The following is a 22,924-nucleotide window of genomic DNA, read 5'->3' as shown; positions in this document are numbered from 1 at the left end:
TGCTTCGCGATAACCTCTTCGTCGCTGGAGTACTGGATTTACCTCTTAGCGGAAAAAGCCAGGCGATCTTTGAAGGGGAAAAGATCAACGACTGAAACCTTCAGAGCAGAAGCGAGCAGTAGGAGTTCGAAGTCTGCTAGGGAATCCACCACGGGAAGCATGCAGTTGCACAAGAACAACACCGGAATGATGGCCGTGACGATCTTGAAAAGGCGCGGAGTGATCAGGTTGTAGTCTTTAAAGAAGAGCATGGTTTCAAAATCGGACGGAGTTGCGACGCCTGCGAACATAGCCGCATCCGACTTCAAGTAATGAGGAGACGGCTTAATATTTAATCTCAAAATACGACTGCATGTGTCGGGCATATTGCACGCCGGGCAAATTGCGCTATCGGTTGCATCTAAATAAATTACAATGGTCTTGTTAAACTGGAAAGTGCCCCTAGATTCGGCGGAATCCCCTCGAAATCGAGCCCTCCCTTTCTTCTTATGCAAACCCTTTGTGCCTGTGTGTCGAGATATGTCCGGTCCTCCATGAAACGGGCGTTGCCCGAACAATCACACCTTTTTTTCCCCCGATTGTGGCTGTTGTTGGGCCTGATGTTTTTTTCCGCGAACGCTTCGGCAGCGATCCTGCGGGTGGCTTCTGATGCGACGCATGCCTCGCCGGACGGCTCAACGTGGGCGAAGGCCTACCCCGATCTCCAGACGGCACTCGCGGCGGCGGCTCCGGGCACGGAGATCTGGATCAAGACCGGCACCTATAAGCCCACGACTGGGATCGACCGGACCGTGGCGTTCCGTCTGAAGAACAACATGATCCTCCGAGGTGGATTCCGGGGGGATGAAGCAACGGTGGATGCCCGATCTCCTTGGGGTAATCCCACGGTGTTGAGCGGTGACATCGGCACTCCGATGATCGGTGCGATCACGGCGCTCAACGGATCTCCCGCGCTGCTTGCCTCCAACGACGATCCCGGATGGGCGGACAACAGTTACAACGTGGTCGTGGGTGATGGTGTGGAAGGCGTCACTTTGGAATTCCTGACGATCACCGGCGGAGCGGCCACCAACACCGCGATCGACCGGGCCGACATCGACGGCTACGAGATGTATGCGGATGTTCCCGAGACGACGGGTGCCAAGTCCGCCGTGAAGCCATACTCCACGGTGGTGGGCGGAGGACTTTATTTCAACACGGGGTCGACCTGGACGGCGGCGCGCTACGGGTTGCAGATGCTGAACTGCCGGTTCGCCCGGAACCAGGCACGTGGTTACGGCGGCGCGGTCGCGCTGTATGACGGGAGTGCCTTCATTGGCGGGTGTGAATTCGAGCAGAACCTTTGCGAAGGTGCGGCGGGGGCGTTCTGGGGGCTGAACCAGCAGAGTGGCTTTGTCCAAAGCACCTTCAGCAACAACTTCTCCAAGGACGGCGGAGGAGCGGTCAAGATCATGGGCATCCCGTCCGAGCGTGCGAGCGATGCCAACGTTGACGGATTCAATGACACGCTCCGTTCGGTAGCATTTTCGATCTATGGCCTCAACGACGAGACGGCGACCCGGGAAAAGATCGGCTCCCTGCTGACGGCGTATGGCGTTTACAAGGCTTCGAACAAGTTCATCACTTCCGAAGGCGGGTTCTTTTCCAAGTTCGCCTCCACGATTCCGAATCCATTTGCCAAAGGATCCACCCAGGTCGGGGGAGCGACGGTCACGAACACCAACATTTCCCCGGGTTCGCGCCTGATGGCGGCCTACGCCGTTGTGCAGATCGGCTTCGCCGCGGCCGATAACATCGTGAAGGTCCTGGACCACTTCGGGAAGCTGGATAAAAACAGCGCGGACTACAAACGGTGGGTCGCCGTCAACGAGGGCTTCAACAAATATGCCACCCCCCAGGGCCTGATCAGTCTCGGGGCACACGCCGCGATCAATGCCGCCCTGCCGGGTGTTTCCCCGGACCTGATCGGAACCAAGAAAGCCGGTTATGAAAACTATACCGAGGCAGGGCGGTCCGCCTTCGCCTCTTGCACATTCACCGGGAACGAGGCGGGCAACGAAGGGGGAGCCATCGAGCTGGTCTTCAACAACCTGCTGGTCGAGAACTGCACCTTCACCAAAAACAGGGCAGAGTCGAATGGTGGCGCGATCTCCAGCGCGATGTGGAACATGCCGCAGGTGATCAGCTCGGTCTTCGCGAACAACACCTCGACGGATGGCACGAGCGCGGTCGCGAACAGCTTCAACTCGATCATGATGATGGTGAACTGCACCGTCATCAACAACAAGTCCGAGACCGCCCTGGGCAAGGCCCTTTCGGCGGCGATGGGGGCGGATGTCCGGGTTTACAACTCGATCCTCTGGAACAACGCGAACAAGACGGTGGCGAGCGGCGCGGATGTCGAGGCGGTCACGGAGTCCATGCTCGATGAAAACGCGCGCGCCCGTTACAACGCGCTCCAGGGTGAACAGGTGAACTGGCTGGGCATCATGGATATCCGGAACTCCATCATCCAGAGTCTGGACACCATTCCGCTCGGGACGGACCGCATCGCGCCGCGACTTGCTGGCGTCAACCTGTCCCAGAGCGAGATCAATGCGGCGATCGCCGCCACGCGGGAAGCGGACGCGCGCGGCGAGCTGGAAAGCTCTGGCGCGGTGAACGTGGGTGAGGGTGTCCGGCCGAAGCTGCGTGACCCCGCCTATGGCAACAGCTCCGCGGACCCGATGCTGGTCTCCTCTCCGAAGGGGAAACCCAGCGTGCAGTCGCCTGCCAACAACGCCGGTGCCAACCAGTGGATCACCTGGAAGATGATTTCCCACGCCGTCGATCTGGAGAACATCATGGACGTGGCGGGTAAGAAGCGGGTGCTGAATTCCCGGGTCGACATCGGTGCCTACGAGGTGGACAGCACGCTGCCGGATTCTTCTGCGCTCGCGGGCACCACCGTGGAGGTTGGCGCGGGGAGCTCCAGCAACCCGGTGGCGTCGGGCGTCGGCGCGGGTTCCGCAGGCATGATCAACGCGACCATCCCTTCGGGGGTGGCGGTGTATTATGTGAGACCTACCGCAACCGGTAACGGCAGCGGTTTGAGCTGGGCCAACGCGACGAGCGATCTGGCGGCGGCCGTCAGTCATGCGAACGCCGAGGTATGGGTCGCGGCGGGCACCTATCGTCCGACCACCGGCAGCGACCGGAATGCCTCGTTTTCACTTGCCGACGGAGTGCGTGTCTTCGGCGGATTCGCCGGTACGGAGACGACGCGCGCGGCGCGGGATTGGAAGACCCGGGTGACCATCATCAGCGGCGACATCGGCACTCCGAATGTCGCGGGTGACAATTCCAAAAACCTTTTCAAGAACACCAACGCACGCCGGGCGAGCTCGACCGTGCTGGACGGATTCACGCTCCGTGACGCATATAGCTCGGATGCGGATGGCGGCGCGATCCTCAATGTCGATTCCGCACCGCTGGTCCGGAACTGCGTGTTCCTGAACAACCACGCCCGGAACGGCGGCGCGATCCATTCTTCCGGCCTCGTGGAAGGCTCGATCCTGGTGAACTGCGAGTTCCGCAACAACTCCGCTGAGGCGGCGGGTGGAGCGGTTTCATACGCGCATACGTTGTTCGGAAACAATCTGGTCTTCAACGGAAACACTGCGGGCACAGCGGGTGGCGCGATCTCCGTGACCGGCTCCATCCCCGGCCAGTTCTGCACGATCCAGAACGGCTTGTTCTCCAACAACGCATCAGCCTCCGGAGCGGGTGGGGCCATCTCCAGCTCGATGCTCCAGTTGAACGTCGTGAACTCGACGTTCTACGGAAACAGCGCCACCGCCACGTCCACACAGAAGACGGGCGGCGGTGCGATCGACGACGGAACCTCGGTTCCGGCGGATACCACGGCACAGATTTTCAACTCCATCTTCTACAAGAACACGGCGGTGAATCTCGGCACCGGTGGCGGGCAAACCGTGGAGAAACAGCAGATCCAGTCGGCGGGCCCGCTGCTGAGAAACTCGCTGGTACACGGACTGAGCACCTTCGGCGGTGGTCCGATCAATGGCAACTTTAGCGGCGACCCACAGTTCGTCACGGAGGGAACGGATTTCCGTCTGCTGCCAACGTCCCTTGCGATCGACTCCGGCGACTCAGGGAGCATTTACACCCAGGCGATCACCCTTGATCTGGCGGGTGCGAGCCGCCTGGTGAATGGGAAGATCGACCTTGGTCCCTATGAGCACAGCGGGGCTCCCGCGCATCCGGTGAAGAATGTGGCAAAGACCTCGGTGGGGACCGAGAGCTATATTTTCTCCACGGGATACACCGCCGTCTCAGGTGATACGTTGCGGTGGTATGTGGATCGTGGCGACGGGCTGGGGTATGTGGCGTTGACGGAAAGGGAGGAAAACCAGGGCGTGGCCACCGGCACACTGACCGTGTCATCCCGGCCGAACGGATTCTCCTATCGTCTGCAACTGACCCACAACGGACTGAATTATCTTTCGCCCGTAGCCATTCTGGAACCTACCGCGGAAAGCATCTATCGCTATGTCTATGTGAAACCGGTGGCGACGGGGGATGGCAGCGGCTCCAGCTGGATCAACGCCACCAGCGATCTGCGGAGCGCCATCGCGCGGACTTCCGCCGAGGTGTGGGTCGCGGCGGGCACTTATGCTCCGACATCGGGGACGGATCGGGACGCGTCATTTTCGATGGGGGATGGAGTGGAGGTTTATGGTGGTTTCAAAGGAAATGAAACCAGGCTGGCGACGCGCGACTGGCGTGCGAACCCGACGATCATCAGCGGAGCCATCGGCGGCTCCGGCGCGGAGGACAACACCCGGCATCTCTTCCGTAACACAGATGTGGGGAGTTCTGCGGTGCTCGATGGACTCTATCTTCAGGACGCCCATGCGGAAGGTGAGGACGGCGGTGCGATCCAAGGCATCCGCTCGAACCCCTCGATCCGGAACTGTGTTTTCCGCAACAACCACGCGCGCAACGGTGGCGCGATCTCCTCGACCGACACCACCGGAGTCGCATACGGTTCCAAGCTGTTCAACTGCGAGTTCCACGAAAACAGTGCAGAGCTGGGCGGCGGTGCCATTTACATCGACGGCTCATGGGCCGGAGCGAATCTGCTTTTCAAAGACAACACCGCACAGACGGGTGGGGCCATCCAGACCACGGGTGACATGGATGGGCAGAACTGCACCGTGCAGAACAGCCTGTTCGCCGGGAACCGGGCGACCGCCGGCACGGGCGGAGCCATCTGGGCGAAGGGGATGGGTTTTTATGTCATCAACTCCACGCTCTATGGCAACCGGGCCACGGTCGGTTCGACCGGTTCTGCCGCCGGTGGTGGTGTCTCTTTTGACAAAGGATCCGGCAACGCATCGCTGGGATTGTATAACTCCATTTTCTATAAAAACACCGCCGTCAACACGGGAACGGGCGGAGTCGCGAACACGGAAAAACAACAGATCTCCCTTGCCGCCGGCAGCTTCGGCGGAGCTAAGAACTCGCTGATCCACGGACTCCAGACTTTTACCGGAAACGGAAACTTCGATGGTGATCCGGTCTTCTTGCAGGAAGGCACGAACTTCCATGTCGCCGCCACCTCTCCGACCATCGAGTCCGGATCGATGAACGAGATTTCCAGCCGGCTTGAGACGACCGACCTGGATGGGAACAACCGCATCATCGGCACCATCGACCTCGGGCCATACGAGCATCCTCCGACCCCCGCCAATCCGATTCGGAAAATCGCTGCGGCCTCATCCGGACTGGAGAGCTATAGCTACACCGCCACCGACTACGACGCTCAGGAGGGCGACATCCTCGCATGGCAGGTGGATCGCGGCGACGGCACGGGCTTCGGTATCCTCGGCGCGAACGACCCGGGCGACGAGCCTCTGCCGGATGCGTATCTCGGGTTGAACACTCCTTCGCTCACGGTCCTGACCCCGCCGAGCAACTTCCTTTTCCGCCTGCGGCTCATCCGGGGTGCCTCGACTTATTATTCCCCGGTCTCACGGCTGCGGCCCACTGAAATGTCAAAGGCTGCCTATGTCTATGTGAGGCCGGTTGCCACGGGCGATGGCAGCGGAACCGGCTGGGCGGATGCGACCAGCGACCTGCAGGCGGCGATGGCCAAGCCCAACGCGCAGGTATGGGTGCAGGAAGGAACGTATTATCCAACCACCGGCACGGACCGGAACGCTTCCTTCTCGATCAACAGCTACGCGGTGAAGGTCTATGGTGGCTTCAAAGGCACCGAATCGCTGCGTGATGCGCGCAAGCCCACGGTGCGTGTGACCCGCATCAGTGGAAACATCGGGTCCTCATCAAGCGCCTTGGACAATTCACGGCATTTGTTCCGGAACGAGAACGTGGGTGCCTCCACGATCCTGGACGGACTCACCTTCGAGAACGCTTACTCGGACGACGAGGATGGCGGCGCGATCCTCAACATCAGCTCCAGCCCGACGATCCAGAATTGTGTTTTCCGCGACAACCACGCGAGAAACGGGGGAGCGGTCGCCTCCACCGGCACGCCGGGTTATCTGTTCGGCTCGGACATAACCGGCTGCCGTTTTGAAAACAACACCGCGGAACTGACGGGCGGCGCCATCAGCTACAACTCATCGGTTTCGATCGAGAACTGCATCTTCAAGAACAACCGCGCGGGATCGGGTGGCGCGGTCGCTCTGAACGGAACGACCGCCGGTTTGTCCTTCAACCTGAAAAACGGTTTGTTCTTTGGCAACCGCTCTTTGGATGGCCGGGGCGGCGCGATCTCCAGCCAGGGAATTTCGCTCAGGCTCACCAACTCCACGTTCTACGGAAACCAGGCGAAGCTTTTGTCCGCCACCCCGCTCGGTGGCAGCGCGGTTTACCAGGATCATACGATTCCCGGTGCTTACACGGTGGAACTCTACAACAGCATATTTTACAACAACTCTGCTGTGAACTCCGGTTCGGGCGGACTGGACGGACTCGAGGACCAGCAGGTCCTGGTCAAGGGCGACGGCCCCGTGTTCGCGAATCATTCTCTGGTCCAGGGGCTGAACCGGCATGCGAACATTCCGCAAATGGGCAACTTCGATGAAGCTCCGGGATTCGTGGACATCAACAATGAGAATTTCCGCCTAGCCAGCGCGTCGCCCGCGATCAACTCGGGAACGGCTTCCTACGGCGGTGGTTACCTCCTCACCGAAACAGATCTGGAGGGAAATGCCCGCGTCAGCTCGGCGGTTGTGGATCTCGGTCCTTATGAATACACCGGTCCGGCCGCTCTCGGGCGGGTCATCGCAAGCTCGGATTTCTCAGGCGGTGTGCTTCGTTTCATCAGGAACACCACCTTCGCGGTGGAAGAGGGGGATGTGCTCGTCTGGTATGTGGATCGCGGCGACGGCAACTTTGTTCCGCTCACGGAGGACGGGGTGTATTCGGGAGTCAATTCCCGCACGCTGACGATCACCGCGCCGCCGGCCGGTGCGAATGGTTACCTTTTCCGTCTGCAGGTCGTGCGTGGCGGGACCACCCTCACGACGACCTCCACACGGCTCACGCTGCCTCCGGCGCGGATCTATGTAGATGCCGCGCGGCTCAACATGTCGGCGGACGGACTCTCCTGGCACACGGCCTTTGGCAGTCTGGCGGATGCGTTGAAAGTCAGCGGCCCTGGCACCGCGGTATGGGTCGCGGGCGGGACCTATCTCCCGACCAGCGGAGGGGATACCAATGCGTCTTTCCAGATTCCGCTCGGAGTGAAAATCTATGGTGGTTTCCATTCTTCGTCGACCGCGCTTGTTGACAGGAATCCGGTCACGCGTCCCACCATCCTGAGCGGCAGGTTGAATGGCGCGACAAACCGCACCGGATACAGCCGCCACGTTGTCTCCAATCATTCGACGGACCGCACCGGCCTGCTCGACGGGTTCATTCTCGAGGACTCCTACTCCGGCCTGCTTCATAACGACGGAGCTTCGCCCACGATCCGGAACTGCGTCTTCCGTGACAATGACAGCAGCCGCGCCGGAGACGGATATGGAGCGGCCATGTCGAACATCAATGGCGCGAACCCGCTCATCGCGGAGTGCCAGTTCCTGGGGAACACCGGCGTCTACGGCGGCGCGCTTTACATCGCCGGTGCGAGCGCGACGGTTGAGAATTCGGTCTTCGCGCGCAACAGTGCGAGCGGCAGCGGCGGTGCCGTTTTCATGAAGAAAGGCACGCTGGATCTGGTGCACTGCACTGTGGCGGACAACACGTCAAAAGGAACCGTGGCCGCGCTGTACGCACAGGACAGCACCGTAAAGGTGAGCAATTCCATCTTCTGGAACAACCGGACCACCTACCAGGGCTGGACCACCTATGAGCGCGCCATCCGCGCGGACGGCGGCACGCTTATGTTCCGTTCGTCCTGCATTGACGGCCTCACATCGCTGACAGATGGGAATGTGAAATTCGACCCGATCTTTGATCCCGCCCGTGGCGGTGACTACGCGCTCGCCCTTTACTCGCCACTCGTGAACGCGGCTTCCACCGTTTACACGACTTCCTCCACCACCGATCTTCTCGGCCGTCCGCGCGTCCGGGAGAGCGCTCCGGACATGGGTGCCTACGAACTCGCGGGCAATGCGGCCGCTCCGGTCCAGTTGAACTCGCTGCCCCGGTCACGCACGGCCTACAACATCGGCGGCAGCGTCGATTTCACTGTAAGCTGGCCGGTGGGAACCACGTTGAACCCTGCCTGGACGCTTTATATCGGAACCACACCGTTGCCCGCCGGTCGCTACACCTTCGTCACCGGACCCGGCTTTTCCACGGTGCGCGTCAATGGCCTCAGCCTGCTGGATTCCGGCCTCAAGGTGAGCTTCTCGGATACCGCGCGTCAGGTGAATTCCATTCCGTCCGCCATCCTGACGGTGAAGGAACCCCGCATCGTCCGCGTGAACCCGGTCGCCACCGGTACCAACGACGGCACGAGCTGGTTGAACGCTTACACCAGCTTGTCCCGTGCTCTGGAAAATGCGGAAACCGCCGACGAAATCTGGGTGACCGGCGGAACGCACACGCCGGTCTCCGCTCCCAATTTCAATCTCAACGGAGCGGTCAATCTCTTCGGTGGATTCGCCGGAACCGAAACGACAAGGAGCCAGCGCAATCCGCTGACCCATCCGACCATCCTCCATGCGGTTGGGACGAATCCGGTGTTCTACGCGGCCACCCCAGACTCCGACTCCGGTCTCTCGTCCGCGATCGACGGCTTCACCATCGGAGACAGCACGGGTCCGGCGACGATCTACCACGCCGGGGTCATCATCGCCTACCGGAACTGCGTTTTCCGTAACAACGCCGGGTATCTCGGAAATTTCCAAAGCCAGGTGCAGTACGAGAACTGCGAATTCACGGGCAACACCGGGAACCTTTTCATTGTCGACCGCAGCACGGTCACTCTCGGCAACAGCCGCATTCACGACAATACGACATCGTCGGACCTGCTGACCTCTTCCAACGAATCCACCGTGGTGATCAGCGACACCGTCGTGAACGGAAACACGATCGCGGGTGCCTTCATCCGCAGCGGAAGCGGGACCGGTGCCCACCTGACCGTGCTTCGCAGCGCGTTCCGTGGAAACACGACGGGCGGCGCCATCATCGCGAACAACACGGCGGGTACCTGCGTGATCGAGGGATCGTTGTTTGCCAAAAACATCGCCAGCGGAGGCATGGCGACCCTGCAAAACAGCGGCAGCCTCTCGATGACCTTCAGCACCGTGGCGGACAACCGTGGCGGATCATTCGGCGGCGGTCTCTACACCTACCGGCAGGCGGCCTCCACGATCAAGAACAGCATCTTCTGGGGGAACCGTGGCACCCGCGCCACCTCCACCTCCGAGCAGCACCAGCTTGGAGACCCCGCGGGCACCGACGGCATGGGCACGGTGACTGTCGGGCAGTCGATCATCGAGAGCGTTCCCACTCCGCTCTCGTCCTACAATGCGAACAACAACATGTCGTTCTATCCACTGTTCGTGGATCCGTCCGCTGGGGATTACCATCTGTCGCCCAATTCTCCCGCAGCCATCACGTCGAATGCCTCGAACATGACGCTGCTCAGCAGCACCGATCTGGACAAGGTCCAGCGCCGTGGTTTTTACGGAGCCGCCGGTGCCTACGAGTCTCCCGCCGACTCCGGGAATCCCTTGCTGATTTCCAACTATCCCACCTCCACCTCGGCGACGGAGGGGACCGACACGTCGTTCACCTACGTGGGACACAATTTCAAGCAGTGGCAGTATCTCGACGGTAACGGCAACTGGGTGACCATCACCGGTGACACCGGCAGCTTCCGTCTCATCCGGTCCCCGGATGGCACCACGAGGACGCTTTACTTCGACGCACCGTCGCTCGCGATGAACGGGGCCCGCTTCCGGGCCGTCATCGAGCGGACCACCGGCGGCGTCACGCAGACCATCACTTCGGGCGATCTGGTCCTCACCGTCACGCGTCCGCAGGTCATTTATGTGAATGGCGGCGCAGCCAGCCCGGGCGATGGCAAGAGTTGGGCGACCGCGTTCGGCACCATCCAGCAGGCGCTGGCCGTGACGAACGAATACAGCGAGATCTGGGTGCAGGGCGGCAGCTATGACATCAACACGGCGAGCCTGAAATGGAACGTCCACCTCTATGGCGGATTCGCGGGGAATGAAACGGCACGGGCGGACCGCAATGTGGCGGCGAACGAGGTGACGCTCCTCGGCAGCGGCAGGCAGATTTTCCTCAGCGCGGATTCCACGGCGGCACGGAATGCCAAGACCACCGACGCCGTGCTCGACGGATTCACCCTGATCGGCGCGAACGACAAGACAGCGGTGTATCTCAGCAATTCGGAGTCCGTCATCAGGAATTGCACGTTCCGCGGAAATGGAGGTGCCATCGAAGCGGCCGGACAGTCGAATCCGGTCATCGCGAACTGCGTGTTTGATTCCCACAGTTCCACGGTTCTGGTTCTCGATGGAGACGCCGCGACCATCAGCGGCTGCTCGTTCCTCAACAACGTGAATACCGCCTCTTCCGGCACGACGGTCTACATCTACCGGGGGAATGTGAAAATCACCGACAGCACCTTCAGCGGAAACGTCAACAATGGCGCGCTGTTGATCGCCTTCAGCGATTACTCCTCGACGTCTGCGGCCAACGTCATCGACGGCAAGGCCACCCAGGTGACCATGAACCGCTGCGCGATCACCGGGAACTCGGCATACGCGGTCTTCCAATCGAGCCAGGCTCTGTTGAATCTCGATAACTCGCTCGTCGCGCGGAACACCGTGTATGCCCCGGCCATCAGGGGCTTCAGCCAGTGCCAGTTCAATCTCACGAACGTCACCATTGCTCACAACAACGGCGCGACCGAGACGGCGGGCATCGCCAATGACGGCAGGACGAATCTCAAGAACTCGATCCTCTGGGGCAACCGGACCTCGTGGCCGTATGCGGCCTTGAACAATCCCGGCAGCCAGTCGCTGGTGGAGAATTCCCAGATCAAGCTCGGCAGCCAAGGGACCGTCATCTCGAACTCCCTCGTCGAAGGCGCGTATGTCATCAATGGAAATGGCAACGACGGCTATGATCCGTTGTTCATCGATGCGGACGCCGGGAACTATCAACTCCCCGCGTTCTCACCTGCCGTCAACCGGGGCACCGCCAGCGGCATCCCGACGGGTGCGCTCGACCTCGCTTCGACGCCGCGCATCCAGGGATCGAATCCGGACAGCGGAGCCTATGAGTTCACCGGCACCGCGGTCTCTCCGATCCAGTTGAAGACCAATCATGGAGCAAGGGCGGTCGTCGTTGGCCGACAGGTCCAGTATTCCGTGCAAACCACCGCCGGAGTCAACGTCCAGTGGCAGGTCAAATCCGGCGGTTCCTTCGTCAATGTCGTTTCCGGAGGGGATCTGGTCCTCTCGGGCAATGGCAGCATCATGACGCTGAACAAGGTGCCGCTTTCCATGAACGGGACGGAGTTCCGCTTCGTGCTTTCCGGAAACGCCACCTACACTTCGTCCGGCGGGGTTCTGACCGTCACTCCGAAGACGATCCTCTATGTGAATGCAGGAGCGACCGGTGATGGCAACGGTACCAGTTGGGCGAACGCCTTCACTTCGGTGAACGGCGCCATCCTGGCCGCAGCGGATCCGCTCACCGGCGGACCGCGCGACATCTGGGTCTCCCGTGGCACCTACGACACCTACACAAGCCTTCCTCCGGGAGTGGATCTGTATGGTGGCTTCGCAGGAGTGGAGGCCGGGCGCGACGAGAGGAACGTGCGGGGCAATCCGACCATACTCATCCGCAATTCCTCATCACCGGCCGCCACCAATATTCTTTCGAGCGGGAGTTATACCGATACGCTGAAGTTCGGCGAGGTCATCGATGGCTTCACTTTCACCGGCAGCACCGGTGGCATCACTGTTTCCAACGCGCCGCTGCTCGTGAGAAACTGCACGTTCTCCGGCTTGGCGGGCTATGGCGTCATCAACGTCAAGGGACCGCTGACCGTCGAGGATTGCACCTTCAACCAGTCCGGAAGCGTCGCGGTCGTCGGCGGACCCTCGAGCACAACCACGATCCGTCGTTCCATTTTCCAAGGTGGCAAGGACAACAGCGTGCAGAGTTCCGCGCAGAGTGTCATCACCGTAGAGGACTCCGTTTTCCAAGACAACACTCCCACCGATCCGACGGACCCGGTGGTTTACGTCAGCACCGGATCGACCGTGAATCTGGTCCGCTCGAAGTTCGTGGGGAACCACAACAACAGCGTGGTCAATAACGATGGCCGCATCTTCATCCGCCAGAGTTTGTTCGCGGACAACCATGGCGCGGGTGTGGACATGACCTATCGCGCCGAGGCGACGCAACTGGTCTCGTGCACCATCGCGGGCAACGACCAATGGGGCATCGGAATCGGCTGGCAGAACCAGTCTCTCAGACTGACCAACTGCATCATCGCCGGAAACGGATTCCGCCAGCAGATCTACACGGATTCCGGCGGAGTGTTCGCTTCGTATACCCTTGTGCAGGGCGAGACTTACGGTGGCACCGGCAACATGAGCTGGGACCCGCTTTTCACGGATGCCGGGGCGGGGGACTACACCCTTTCCGCGCGTTCTCCAGCCGTGAATGCCGGCAATGCCGCCGCCGTGAACGCGGGGGAGACCGACGTCACCGGAGCGGTGCGCATCCAGTCCGGCCTGCCGGATCTCGGTGCTTACGAATCCTCTCACGCACCGGATCCGCTTTACCGCAGCGCGCTGCCGACATCCCTCGCCACGATCCGCGGAGTGGACGGTGTTTTCTCCATCACCGGCGATCCAAGTTACACCTTCACCTGGCAGTATAAGAACGGTTCGGAATGGATCACCATCACCTTCAACAACGTGACCGGCCAATGGGAGGGACCGAACGGAATCCCCGTCATCATCACGACCGTCAACGGCGTATCCAAGCTGACCTTCCCCAGCCCGGCACTGGCCGCGAACGGAATCAAGGTCCGTGTGACGATCAATGGCCAGGGTGTCACTTCCGAGGAACTCACCCTCACCGTCAATGAACCGGAAACCATGTACGTCGACGCATCGGTTACGACCACCGGCGATGGCAAGACCTGGGCCACCGCGTTCAAGACACTCGATGAGGCGCTCGTGGAGAATCCCACACGCCTCAGTCCGGGGCGGCGCATCATCAGAATCGCGAAGGGCACCTACACCGCACCCGTCTATGGCTTCGGCATCCGCCAGCGCGTGGAAATCTACGGAGGCTATCCGAATGGCGGCGGTGCCCGTGATGTCACCGCGAATCCCGTCATTCTGAGCGGCGAGCGCGGTGACCCGTCTTCCACCGGAGACAATTCGGATCAGGTGCTGTCGGTCAACGCGATCAGCTCACCCATCGCGGCGGATACGATCTTCGACGGCTTCTCCGTCGTGAACGGGAAGCGCGGCATCAGCGTGACCTCCAACGCCCGCCCGACCCTGCGGAATCTGATCGTCTCGCGGAATACCGACGGCGGTCTCTCGATCTCCTCCGCCGGCGGCAGGGTGGAGAACTGCCAGTTCCTTGAAAACACCTCCTCCTCGGGTGCGGGTGCGTCATTCAATGCCAGCACGGTGACCCTCTCAGGCTCGACCTTCCGCGGAAACGTCGCAAGTGGCAGCGGCGGTGCCATCAGTATCTTCAACGGTTCGGTGCGGATGGAAAACCTCGTCGTCACCGGCAACAAGGCGACCGGCTCGGGCGGAGGAATCAACATTTCCGGGGGTAATCCACACGTCCTCCTGAACAGCACGGTGGTGGGGAACTTCGCGGGTGAGGGCGGTGGTCTCTACGCCTACATCAGCGCCGGCGCGAGCATCCGGAACTCGATCATCTGGGGCAACCGCGCTTCCAGCGGCTCGCTCGACGCACAGCAATACACCAACCATCTCTTCGGAGGAGGCTTCTCGCTCCAGACTTCCAATGTGGAGGGACGTGCCGCGGGCGGACCGAACCTGGGCTTCGCGCCCATCTTCTACAGCGATATCAATGCGGCGGATGCGCCGATGCTGGCGGGGGACTTCCGGCTTCAGGGAGGATCGCCGGGCGTCGATGCCGGTGACAACAGCCTGCTGGAAGGACTGGCCATCGATGCGGACAACGCACCGCGTGCGGTGCGCACGGTGGACCTGGGCGCTTATGAATTCCAAGGCTCGCAGAGTGATCCGCTCATCATCACGCAGCAGCCTGCGGATCTCGTGCTGCCCGTGCAGGCCGGTCCGGGAAAGTTCCAGGTCGTGCTTGCCGGATCGAACTACGTCTTCCAGTGGGAATATTCGCCGAACGGCATCGCTTATACCCCGGTCGTGGATGGCACGGGCTTCTCCGGCGCGCGGACATCCACGCTCCAACTGCTCTCGGATGATCCGACCAAGCACGGCTACTTTTTCCGCGTGAAGGTCAACGGAACCAACGGCGGCGCGATCATCTCACGCAGCGCGGTGCTGTCCGTTTACCCTCAGCGCTATTTCGTCAACGCCGCCGCAGCCGATGACAATGGCGACGGCTACACCTGGGCGACGGCGTTCAAAACCGTCGGCACCGCCTTCACGAAGGCGAGGCTCAATCCCACGACAGGCGTACAGTTCTGGGTGGCCGGTGGCACCTACCGGCCAAGTGAGACAGACACGGCGGCGGCGTTCCCGCTGCGGTCGAAAGTCGAGCTGTATGGAGGCTTCAGCGGCACGGAAACCGAACTGGCACAGAGGAACATCGTTTCCCATCCGACGGTCCTGCAAGGTATCGCCGGCACTTCGTCGATCTTTGCTTCCGTAGACACCACCACCGTCACCGGCATCCGGATCGATGGATTCTCTTTCAATACCGCGACGACCGGTGTGTCCATCGGCAAGAACTCCACCCTCACCGTGGCGAACTGCTCGTTCGACGGACTTGGCACCGGTATCAAGTCGATTGCCGACGCGGCGACCATCCAGCATTGGATCACCGTCAAAAACTGCCGGTTCACCGGAATGACCCAGGCGGGGATCAACACCGTTTGGAGCTCATTGAACGTGACGGACTCCGTGCTCACCGCGAACCGGCAGGGGATGGTGCTGGTGCAGGGTAATTCGTACATAGGCCGCAGCGAATTCCGTGGAAACGGCGCTGCGGATGTGAATGGCGGTGGTCTGAAGACCTACGTCGTCTCCGCCGCCATCGAGAGCTGCTTGTTCAGCGGCAACTTCGCCCGGTATGGCGGAGGGATCTATTCCGAAGGTGGGGACAACGTGGTCTACCGCAACTGCACCATCGCAGGAAACTACGGGGTGACGGGGATCGGCGGATTCAACTTCACCCGCGCCCAGAACACCGGACGCATCGAGATGTATAACACGATCGTCTGGGGCAATGCCACGGGCGGACTCTCCCAATACACGCAGTACCTCATCGATGCGAACGTCGGTGGCGGAGTCTCCACTTCCAACAACGACGTGCAGGATGCCGTGGCCCACTTGGATTTCAAACCCGCCAATGGCAATCTCACGATTGATCCGGGGTTCGTCGCGCCGGTCGCGGCCTCCGCCACCGGAACCACGGCGGGCGACTATCGTCTCTCGCCGCAGTCGAGCCTCATCAACCGGGGATCAAACGCCCTCTTGGGCGGTTCCGCCACCGATCTCGCCGGAGCCACACGCGTTTTTGAAACGACGGTGGACATGGGAGCCTACGAGTTTCCTCTGGTGCCGATCCGCCTGACGACCCAGCCGGTCGATGCGAATGCGGGTGACGGCATTCCCGGAGTTTTCTCCGTGGCCGCCAATTTCTCCGAGGTTTCCTACCAATGGCAGGTGAGCCTGAACGGCACGTGGACGGATCTTGTAGAGTCTTCCACCGAGTCCGGCGTTCAAACGCCGACGCTCACGGTCACCGGTGGTCCTTCCTATCATGGCCGCCTCTATCGAGTCCATGTGACGACCGCCACCGCGGGCGATCTGTATTCGAACGCGGCGACCTACATTTACGTTTACGCCACTGCCGGACCTGAAGCCGGTATCGCAAACCAGATGCTCACCGGACCCATTTCGAAGGTCAGCTTCGTGGTGGACGGAGGCGTCCTGCCGGCTTCGATTCTTGACGGCTCCTTCGCGGTGCACGGTTCGCAAACCGGCCGCCTCTCCCTCGCGGACGGATCACTCACCGGATACAGCATCGCGGGCAACACCGTCTCCCTGCAAACGGCGGTTCCCTTCAAGGCGGGTGAGCAGGTGCAGTTCAGCATCACCGGCGGGCTCAAGCGCCTGGACGGCTATTCGGCATTCCCGGCGACCTATCAGTTCCGCGCGGGCAGCCGGAGCCGCTATGGAATATTCACCACGCCCGGCGCGATCTCGGGTGCCTCGTCGGCCAACGCCCTCGCCAGCGGCGATGTGAATGGAGACGGATCCGTGGATCTCGTCATCGGTGGGGCGAACGGCGCGGGTGTCTGGCTCAACAACGGAGCGGGTGTGTTCACTCAGGCCGGGCACGCCCTGGGCAGCGGCGCGGTCTCGCAGGTGCTCGTCGGTTCGCTGGGCATCACGCGCTCCTCCGGCTCGCGCAACAGGCTGGATGTGGTCCTGCGCAAGGCGGGTGGCGATGTCGAGATCTGGAGAAACGATGGCGATGGTGCGTTCGGCAAGACGTCCACGCTGGCAGGCCTCAGCGCCACCTCGCTGGGCCTCGCGGATCTGAATGGCGATGGCACTCTCGACCTTTTCATCGCGACAGCCGGTGCGGACCAGGTCTGGTTCAACAACGGCGACGGAACATTCACGGATTCCACCCAACGGCTCGGAAGCGGCGCGGGTCTTTCCGTGGCCTTCGGAGACTACGACAGCAACAGCCGCCTGGACGTTTTCACCGCCAACGGTGACGGCCCTATGGAAATCTGGAACAACGACGGGACAGGCCGTTACTCCACCGGGCCCACGCCCACCGGCGGCGAGACGAACCGGGTGATCACGGCGGACTTTGACAAGGACGGGCGATTGGATGTCATCGGCGTGAGAAACAACGGTGCCATCCGGATCTACCGCCAGGCGACAAATTCCCGGACCTTCAACTTCACGAACCAGACCACGCCGGTAGGGCTGTCCGTCGCGGACGCCGGTTCGCTGAATGTGGCGGACCTCGACAACGATGGATTCGCCGATCTCGTTTTCCCGTATCAGTTCGACAACAATCTGATCCAGGTCTGGAGAGGAACGGGATTTGACGGATCATTCGCCCGCTTCCAGAAGATCATCGAACAACCGGCCTTCGCGATGTCCAAGGCGCTTGACCTCGTCGATCTCAATGGAGATGGAATGATGGACTCCGTCTTCATCTCCGCCAGCGGTGTGCCGATGGTTTCCTATTACGTGGGTACACCCGCTGCTCCGACCGGTCTGGTCGCGACGGCGGAATCCGACACGCGGATTTCCCTCGCATGGACGGACAACTCCACCGGGGAAACCAACTACTCCGTCGAGCGTTCGCCGAATGGTTCCACGAACTGGACCGTGCTCAGCTCCACGCTTGCGGCGGACTCGGCGAGTTACGTCGATGCGGGGCGCTCGCCTTCGACACCGTATTTCTACCGCGTCCGCAGCAATGTCGGCATCTTGTACTCCGGCTATTCCCCCACGGCGGGCGTGACGACTCCGGCTGCCGTGGTTGCCAGCGCGGATGCCATCGCCATGCTTGAAAACGGCACCGCCACCACTCTCGTGAGCGGTGCGGCCAGCGTGCTTGCCAATGACAGCTCGCCCGCGGATCTCACCGCCGCCGTGGTCACGCCGCCGGCTCATGGGAATCTGACGTTCTCTACGGACGGCACCTTCAGCTACAGTCCCGCCGCCGGTTATTCCGGTACGGATGTTTTCACCTATCGCGCCACGAATGGTGTGACCCACGCCAGCGCGGTGGGCACGGTTTCCATCACGGTGACCCGCCTGAACGAGGCACCCGCCACGCTCACGCTGGCTCCGGCAAGCGGCACCCTCTACACCGGCCAGACGGCGGGGCTGACGGTCGCCACGCTTTCCGCCACCGACCCGGATCCGGAGGATGCCGGCCTGCTCACGTTCAGCCTGGTGGCGGGCGAGGGTTCCGCCGGAAATGCGGACTTCGTCATTACCGGAGCGAAGCTGAAGACCGCTGGCGTGATCGATGCCGCCGGCGGTCTCACCCGCAGCGTCCGCATCCGCGTGACGGACACCCTGGGGCTGTTCCGTGAAACGATCCACACCATGACCTTCACCCGGGCTCCCGCCGCGGCTCCGGCCACTTTCGTGACTGACGAGGACACCGCTGTTGCCGTGCTCCTGTCCGGAACCGGTGGTGCCGCCCCGCTCGGCTACACGATCGTGAGTTCGCCAAGCCACGGCTCGCTCGCACCGGGTGCGAATGGAAACGCCTACACCTACACTCCTGCCGCGAACTTCAATGGCAGCGACAGCTTCACCTATCGTGTCACGGACTCGGTGCTCACCTCCGCCGCCGCGACGGTCACGATCAACGTCACGCCGGTGAACGACCCGCCGACGCTCGCCGCGGTCGCTCCCGTCGTAACGGTCGAAAACACCCCGGTTTCCTTCACCCTTGCCGGTAGTGACGTGGATGGCGATGCGATCACGTCCTATCAGCTCACCAGCACGCCCACGCTGGGACGTGTCCAAGTGAATGGCGCGGTCGTCACCTACACTCCGTTCACCAACGTGCTCGGCACCGAGACTCTCACCTTCACCGTCACGGCGGGAGGCCAGACCTCGGCACCGCTGGAGGTCATCGTCGTCATCACCGGCGAACCCGTCACCTCGCTCGTCTATCGCGGTCTGTCCGAAACCACCACCATCCCCGCCGCTCCGGGGGACTGGAGCAATCCGGCCATCGCCATCACGAATCCACCCGCCCATGGCACGGTGGTGAATACCGGAACGGACTTCCTCTACACCCACGACGGCGGATCCGCGACCGGGGACACCTATACCTACACCGCCACGAACACCGGCGGAGAGATCCGGACCATCACCGTCGCGATCACGATTTCCGACCACGTCATCATCGTGAACAGCACCGATGACGACACGCTCAACGCGACCGACGACGCGGGCCACACCACGCTCAAGGAAGCCCTCGCCATCGTGGACCGCTTCTGGGACAAGCCTCTCGCCGGCACCAGCGGCACCACGGCGGACTGGACGATCCGGATCGCCTCCCGCCCTCGGGCCTATGTCCTTACGCCGACCGGCTATGAAGGCGGCTTCGCGGAAGGCTACCGCTCCGCCTTCAGGATCCGGGGCAAGGTCAGCATCGAGGCTCCTCTCGCGGCCGGGCTTGATGCTTTCGTCATCAAGGTTCCGTATGTCACCAACACCCCCCGGAATTTCCTTGTGACGCCGGGTGCGCGCCTCAGCCTGAGAAACCTCGTCCTCCGTGGCGGCCAGGGAACGGCGGTCTACAGCGCGGGCCAGCCTGCGGGCAGCAATGTCTCCCGTGGCGGAGGCATCTACAACCTCGGCACCTTCACGGCGGACAATGTCATCTTCGACGGTCTCACCGCCCACACCGGAGCAGCGATTTATAACAACGGCGGCACGGTCGTGCTGCGTGACTGCGATTTCGGCTTCAACAACTCGACGCTGTTCCAAGGCAGCGACGGCGGCACCATCTGGTCCCGCAACGGCTCGCTTTCCCTGGAAGGTGTGGCGCTCGACGACAACGAGAACCCGGAGCTTTTCGTCGTCGGCGACGGCGCGCTGGCGACCGTGGATGTCTACAACTCCCTCATCAGGTCCGCGGGACTCATCAAGCGGAACGGTGGCACGCTCGCCATCTCCGGCCTGCCGCTCGCCGTGGATGACACCGTCACCTATCCGGTCGGCGCACCGCTCACCTTCGGCATCGACACGCTGCTTGCGAACGATTTCGGGACACCGTTGAAAAACATCACCGTCAGCCCGACCAGCGCCAAGGGTATCCCCATCACCCGCGATGGCAACAACCTCACCTACAACGCGGATGCCGCGCTCGACGGTGACAGCTTCACCTACTCCATCACGATGGCCACCGACCAGCGCCTCAGCTCCAGCGAGAGCACGAGCGACATCACCTCCACGGCGACGGTCACGCTGGACTTCGATCAACTGGCCGGGTTCCCCGGAGGCGTCGCCGACAGCGGCACCGTTTACCGTGGTCTCTCCACCGATATCAATGTCCTCGCTAACGACACCGATCCCACCGGGGATCCGCTGGCCATCGCCTCCTTCAGCCAGCCGGCCCACGGCACCGTCACAAAGGTCGGTTCCGTCCTGCGCTATACGCATGACAACAGCGCGAAGGCGGATCCGGAAGATGCCACCCCGGAAACCGACAGCTTCACCTACAGTGTTTCGAATTCCACCGGCACCACCGAGAACGTGAGGGTGGATGTGATGATTCGCGAACGTGTGCTCGTCGTCAACAGCGGCCAGGATTCCGGTCCGGGCACCCTCCGCGCCGCCATCAGCTTCATCAACAGCTTCACCTCCGCAGGAAACCCGTCGAGTTCTTGGACGATCCGGATCGCAACCGGTGCCAACGACCGCTGGTCGATCTCCAGCGGCACCGACTACGGCGATCCCATCTACCGATCCGCCTTCGAGATCCGGGGCGACATCACCATTGATGCCGGAGACTCGGAGAATTTCGAACTGGGGACCTCCTTGGATTGGAACTCCCCGACCTCCCTCCGTCTCTTCCTCGTAAGCGACAATGCCAGCCTCACGCTGAAGAATCTCAAGCTCACCGGCTCCCGGGGTGGAAATTTCTTCAACCGCTTCGTCGGCGGCGCGGTGCTCAACTTCGGCAGCTTCACTGCGGAAAACGTGGGCTTCCAATACTTCGAGGCCCAGCTCGGCGCCGCGATCTTCAACGATGGCGGAGACGTGGTCCTCACCGGTTGTGATTTCCATGACAATTCCGTGAGGTATCCCGGTGGCGCGAACCTCGGCATCGTGGTTTCCCACAATGGCGATCTGACGTTGGACGATGTCTCCTTCACGGATTGGACGGATACAGAGCTTTATGTCTACGGCGACGGCACCGAGGGAGCGATCGTTCGTTTTCTCACCGTGCCGGATTATTCCCGCCTCCTGAGTGGCAATGTCACCACACCGGGCCTGCCCTTCGTCAGGGACGACACTGCGGAAACCCGTTCGGGCGCGACCTTGAACATCCCGATTTCCACCTTGTTGGCCAACGACAGCGACACGGCGGACACCACGCTCACCGTCACTTACAGTGGAGTGGGCTCGGTCGCCATCAATGGAAGTTCCATCACCTACAGCAACCCGAATTGGTTTGAGGGGCAGGACAGCTTCACCTACACCCTGACCACCGCCTCGGGCTACTCCAGCACCGCCACGGTGAGGATCGATGTGACGCCGCTCCCTCCGGCTCCGAGAATCGCCGTTTACAATCAGAATTACAACCAGGTGGGGGACGGCGCGACCATGGACTTCGGCACCGTGCAATCCGGCACCAGCCAGGGCAACAAGTACACCGTCACCGTGATGAACCAGGGCAATGACTACGGTAGCTCCCTGAACATCGGCCTGTCTCTTGAAGGTGACCATTCCGGCGATTTCGAAATCAACGAATTCGGTAATGGCATGAACCCCTGGGATTTCTGGAATCCTTATTTGTATCCGAATGATTCGAGCTCGTTCCAGGTGATCTTCCGTCCATCGGGCCCCGGAGTCCGGACCACCAGCCTCCACCTCCGCAGCAACGATCCCGAAAAACCGGACTTCAAGCTGACGCTTACCGGATTCGTCAACACCGTGCCGACCTTCGATGGCTATGCCGCCAACGTCCCCCACAACACGCCCGTGCCGCTTTCTCTTGCGAAGATCCTCGCGAAGGCACACGACGAGGACGGAGACACGCTCAGCTTCACCAATGGGGGAACGACGGCGAATGGCGGAACCCTGGTCCGCAACGCCACCGTCATCAGCTACATACCGCCGGACGGCTTTTCCGGTGAGGACAGTTTCCCGATCACCATCCGCGACACCCATGGCTCCACCATCACGGTCACGGTCACGCTTCAGGTCGCGGCACCTGTGGATGACAGCCCGCTGGCGGGGAATCCGAATCCGCCGAAGCTCACCATCGTCAACGGCGACATAAAACTGGACTTCCAGGGGATTCCGAACCGTGCCTACGACATCGAGCGCTCCGTGAACCTCGGGGCATGGGAAGTGATCGCCACCCGCAACGCGAACCATCTCGGGAAGATCGAGTTCACCGATGTGAACCCACCATCCGGCAGCGGCTTCTACCGCATCAAGAAACACTGAAGAAACAACCTCCA

Annotated in this window: 2 protein-coding genes and 2 pseudogenes; 3 read left to right on the top strand and 1 reads right to left on the bottom strand. The window is 61.6% G+C overall.

Annotation, left to right across the window (positions count from 1 at the left end; all coding sequences use genetic code 11):
• Positions 1 to 38: 38 nt before the first annotated feature.
• Entirely contained in the window at positions 39 to 365 is a 327-nt protein-coding gene (locus JIN84_RS20775; RefSeq protein ID WP_200353025.1) for a hypothetical protein, read from the bottom strand.
• A 123-nt stretch (positions 366 to 488) separates the two neighbouring features.
• Between JIN84_RS20775 and JIN84_RS20770 the strand changes: the two are divergent.
• The 3 genes and pseudogenes from JIN84_RS20770 to JIN84_RS23575 form a co-directional block, all read left to right on the top strand.
• Positions 489 to 20,990, top strand: a pseudogene (locus JIN84_RS20770) (right-handed parallel beta-helix repeat-containing protein); the annotation flags it as partial.
• 12 nt (positions 20,991 to 21,002) lie between these two features.
• Positions 21,003 to 22,001: pseudogene (locus JIN84_RS23580) on the top strand (Ig-like domain-containing protein); the annotation flags it as partial.
• A gap of 60 nt (positions 22,002 to 22,061) precedes the next feature.
• Positions 22,062 to 22,910 (top strand): Ig-like domain-containing protein, encoded by an 849-nt coding sequence (locus tag JIN84_RS23575; protein ID WP_425602313.1) that lies wholly within the window; start codon positions 22,062 to 22,064, stop codon positions 22,908 to 22,910.
• Positions 22,911 to 22,924: the final 14 nt, after the last annotated feature.

The sequence above is a fragment of the Luteolibacter yonseiensis genome (genome assembly GCF_016595465.1).
Classification (GTDB): domain Bacteria; phylum Verrucomicrobiota; class Verrucomicrobiia; order Verrucomicrobiales; family Akkermansiaceae; genus Luteolibacter; species Luteolibacter yonseiensis.
Note: the sequence above shows the minus strand (reverse complement) of the source record. Positions and strands in the feature narration are given on the sequence as shown.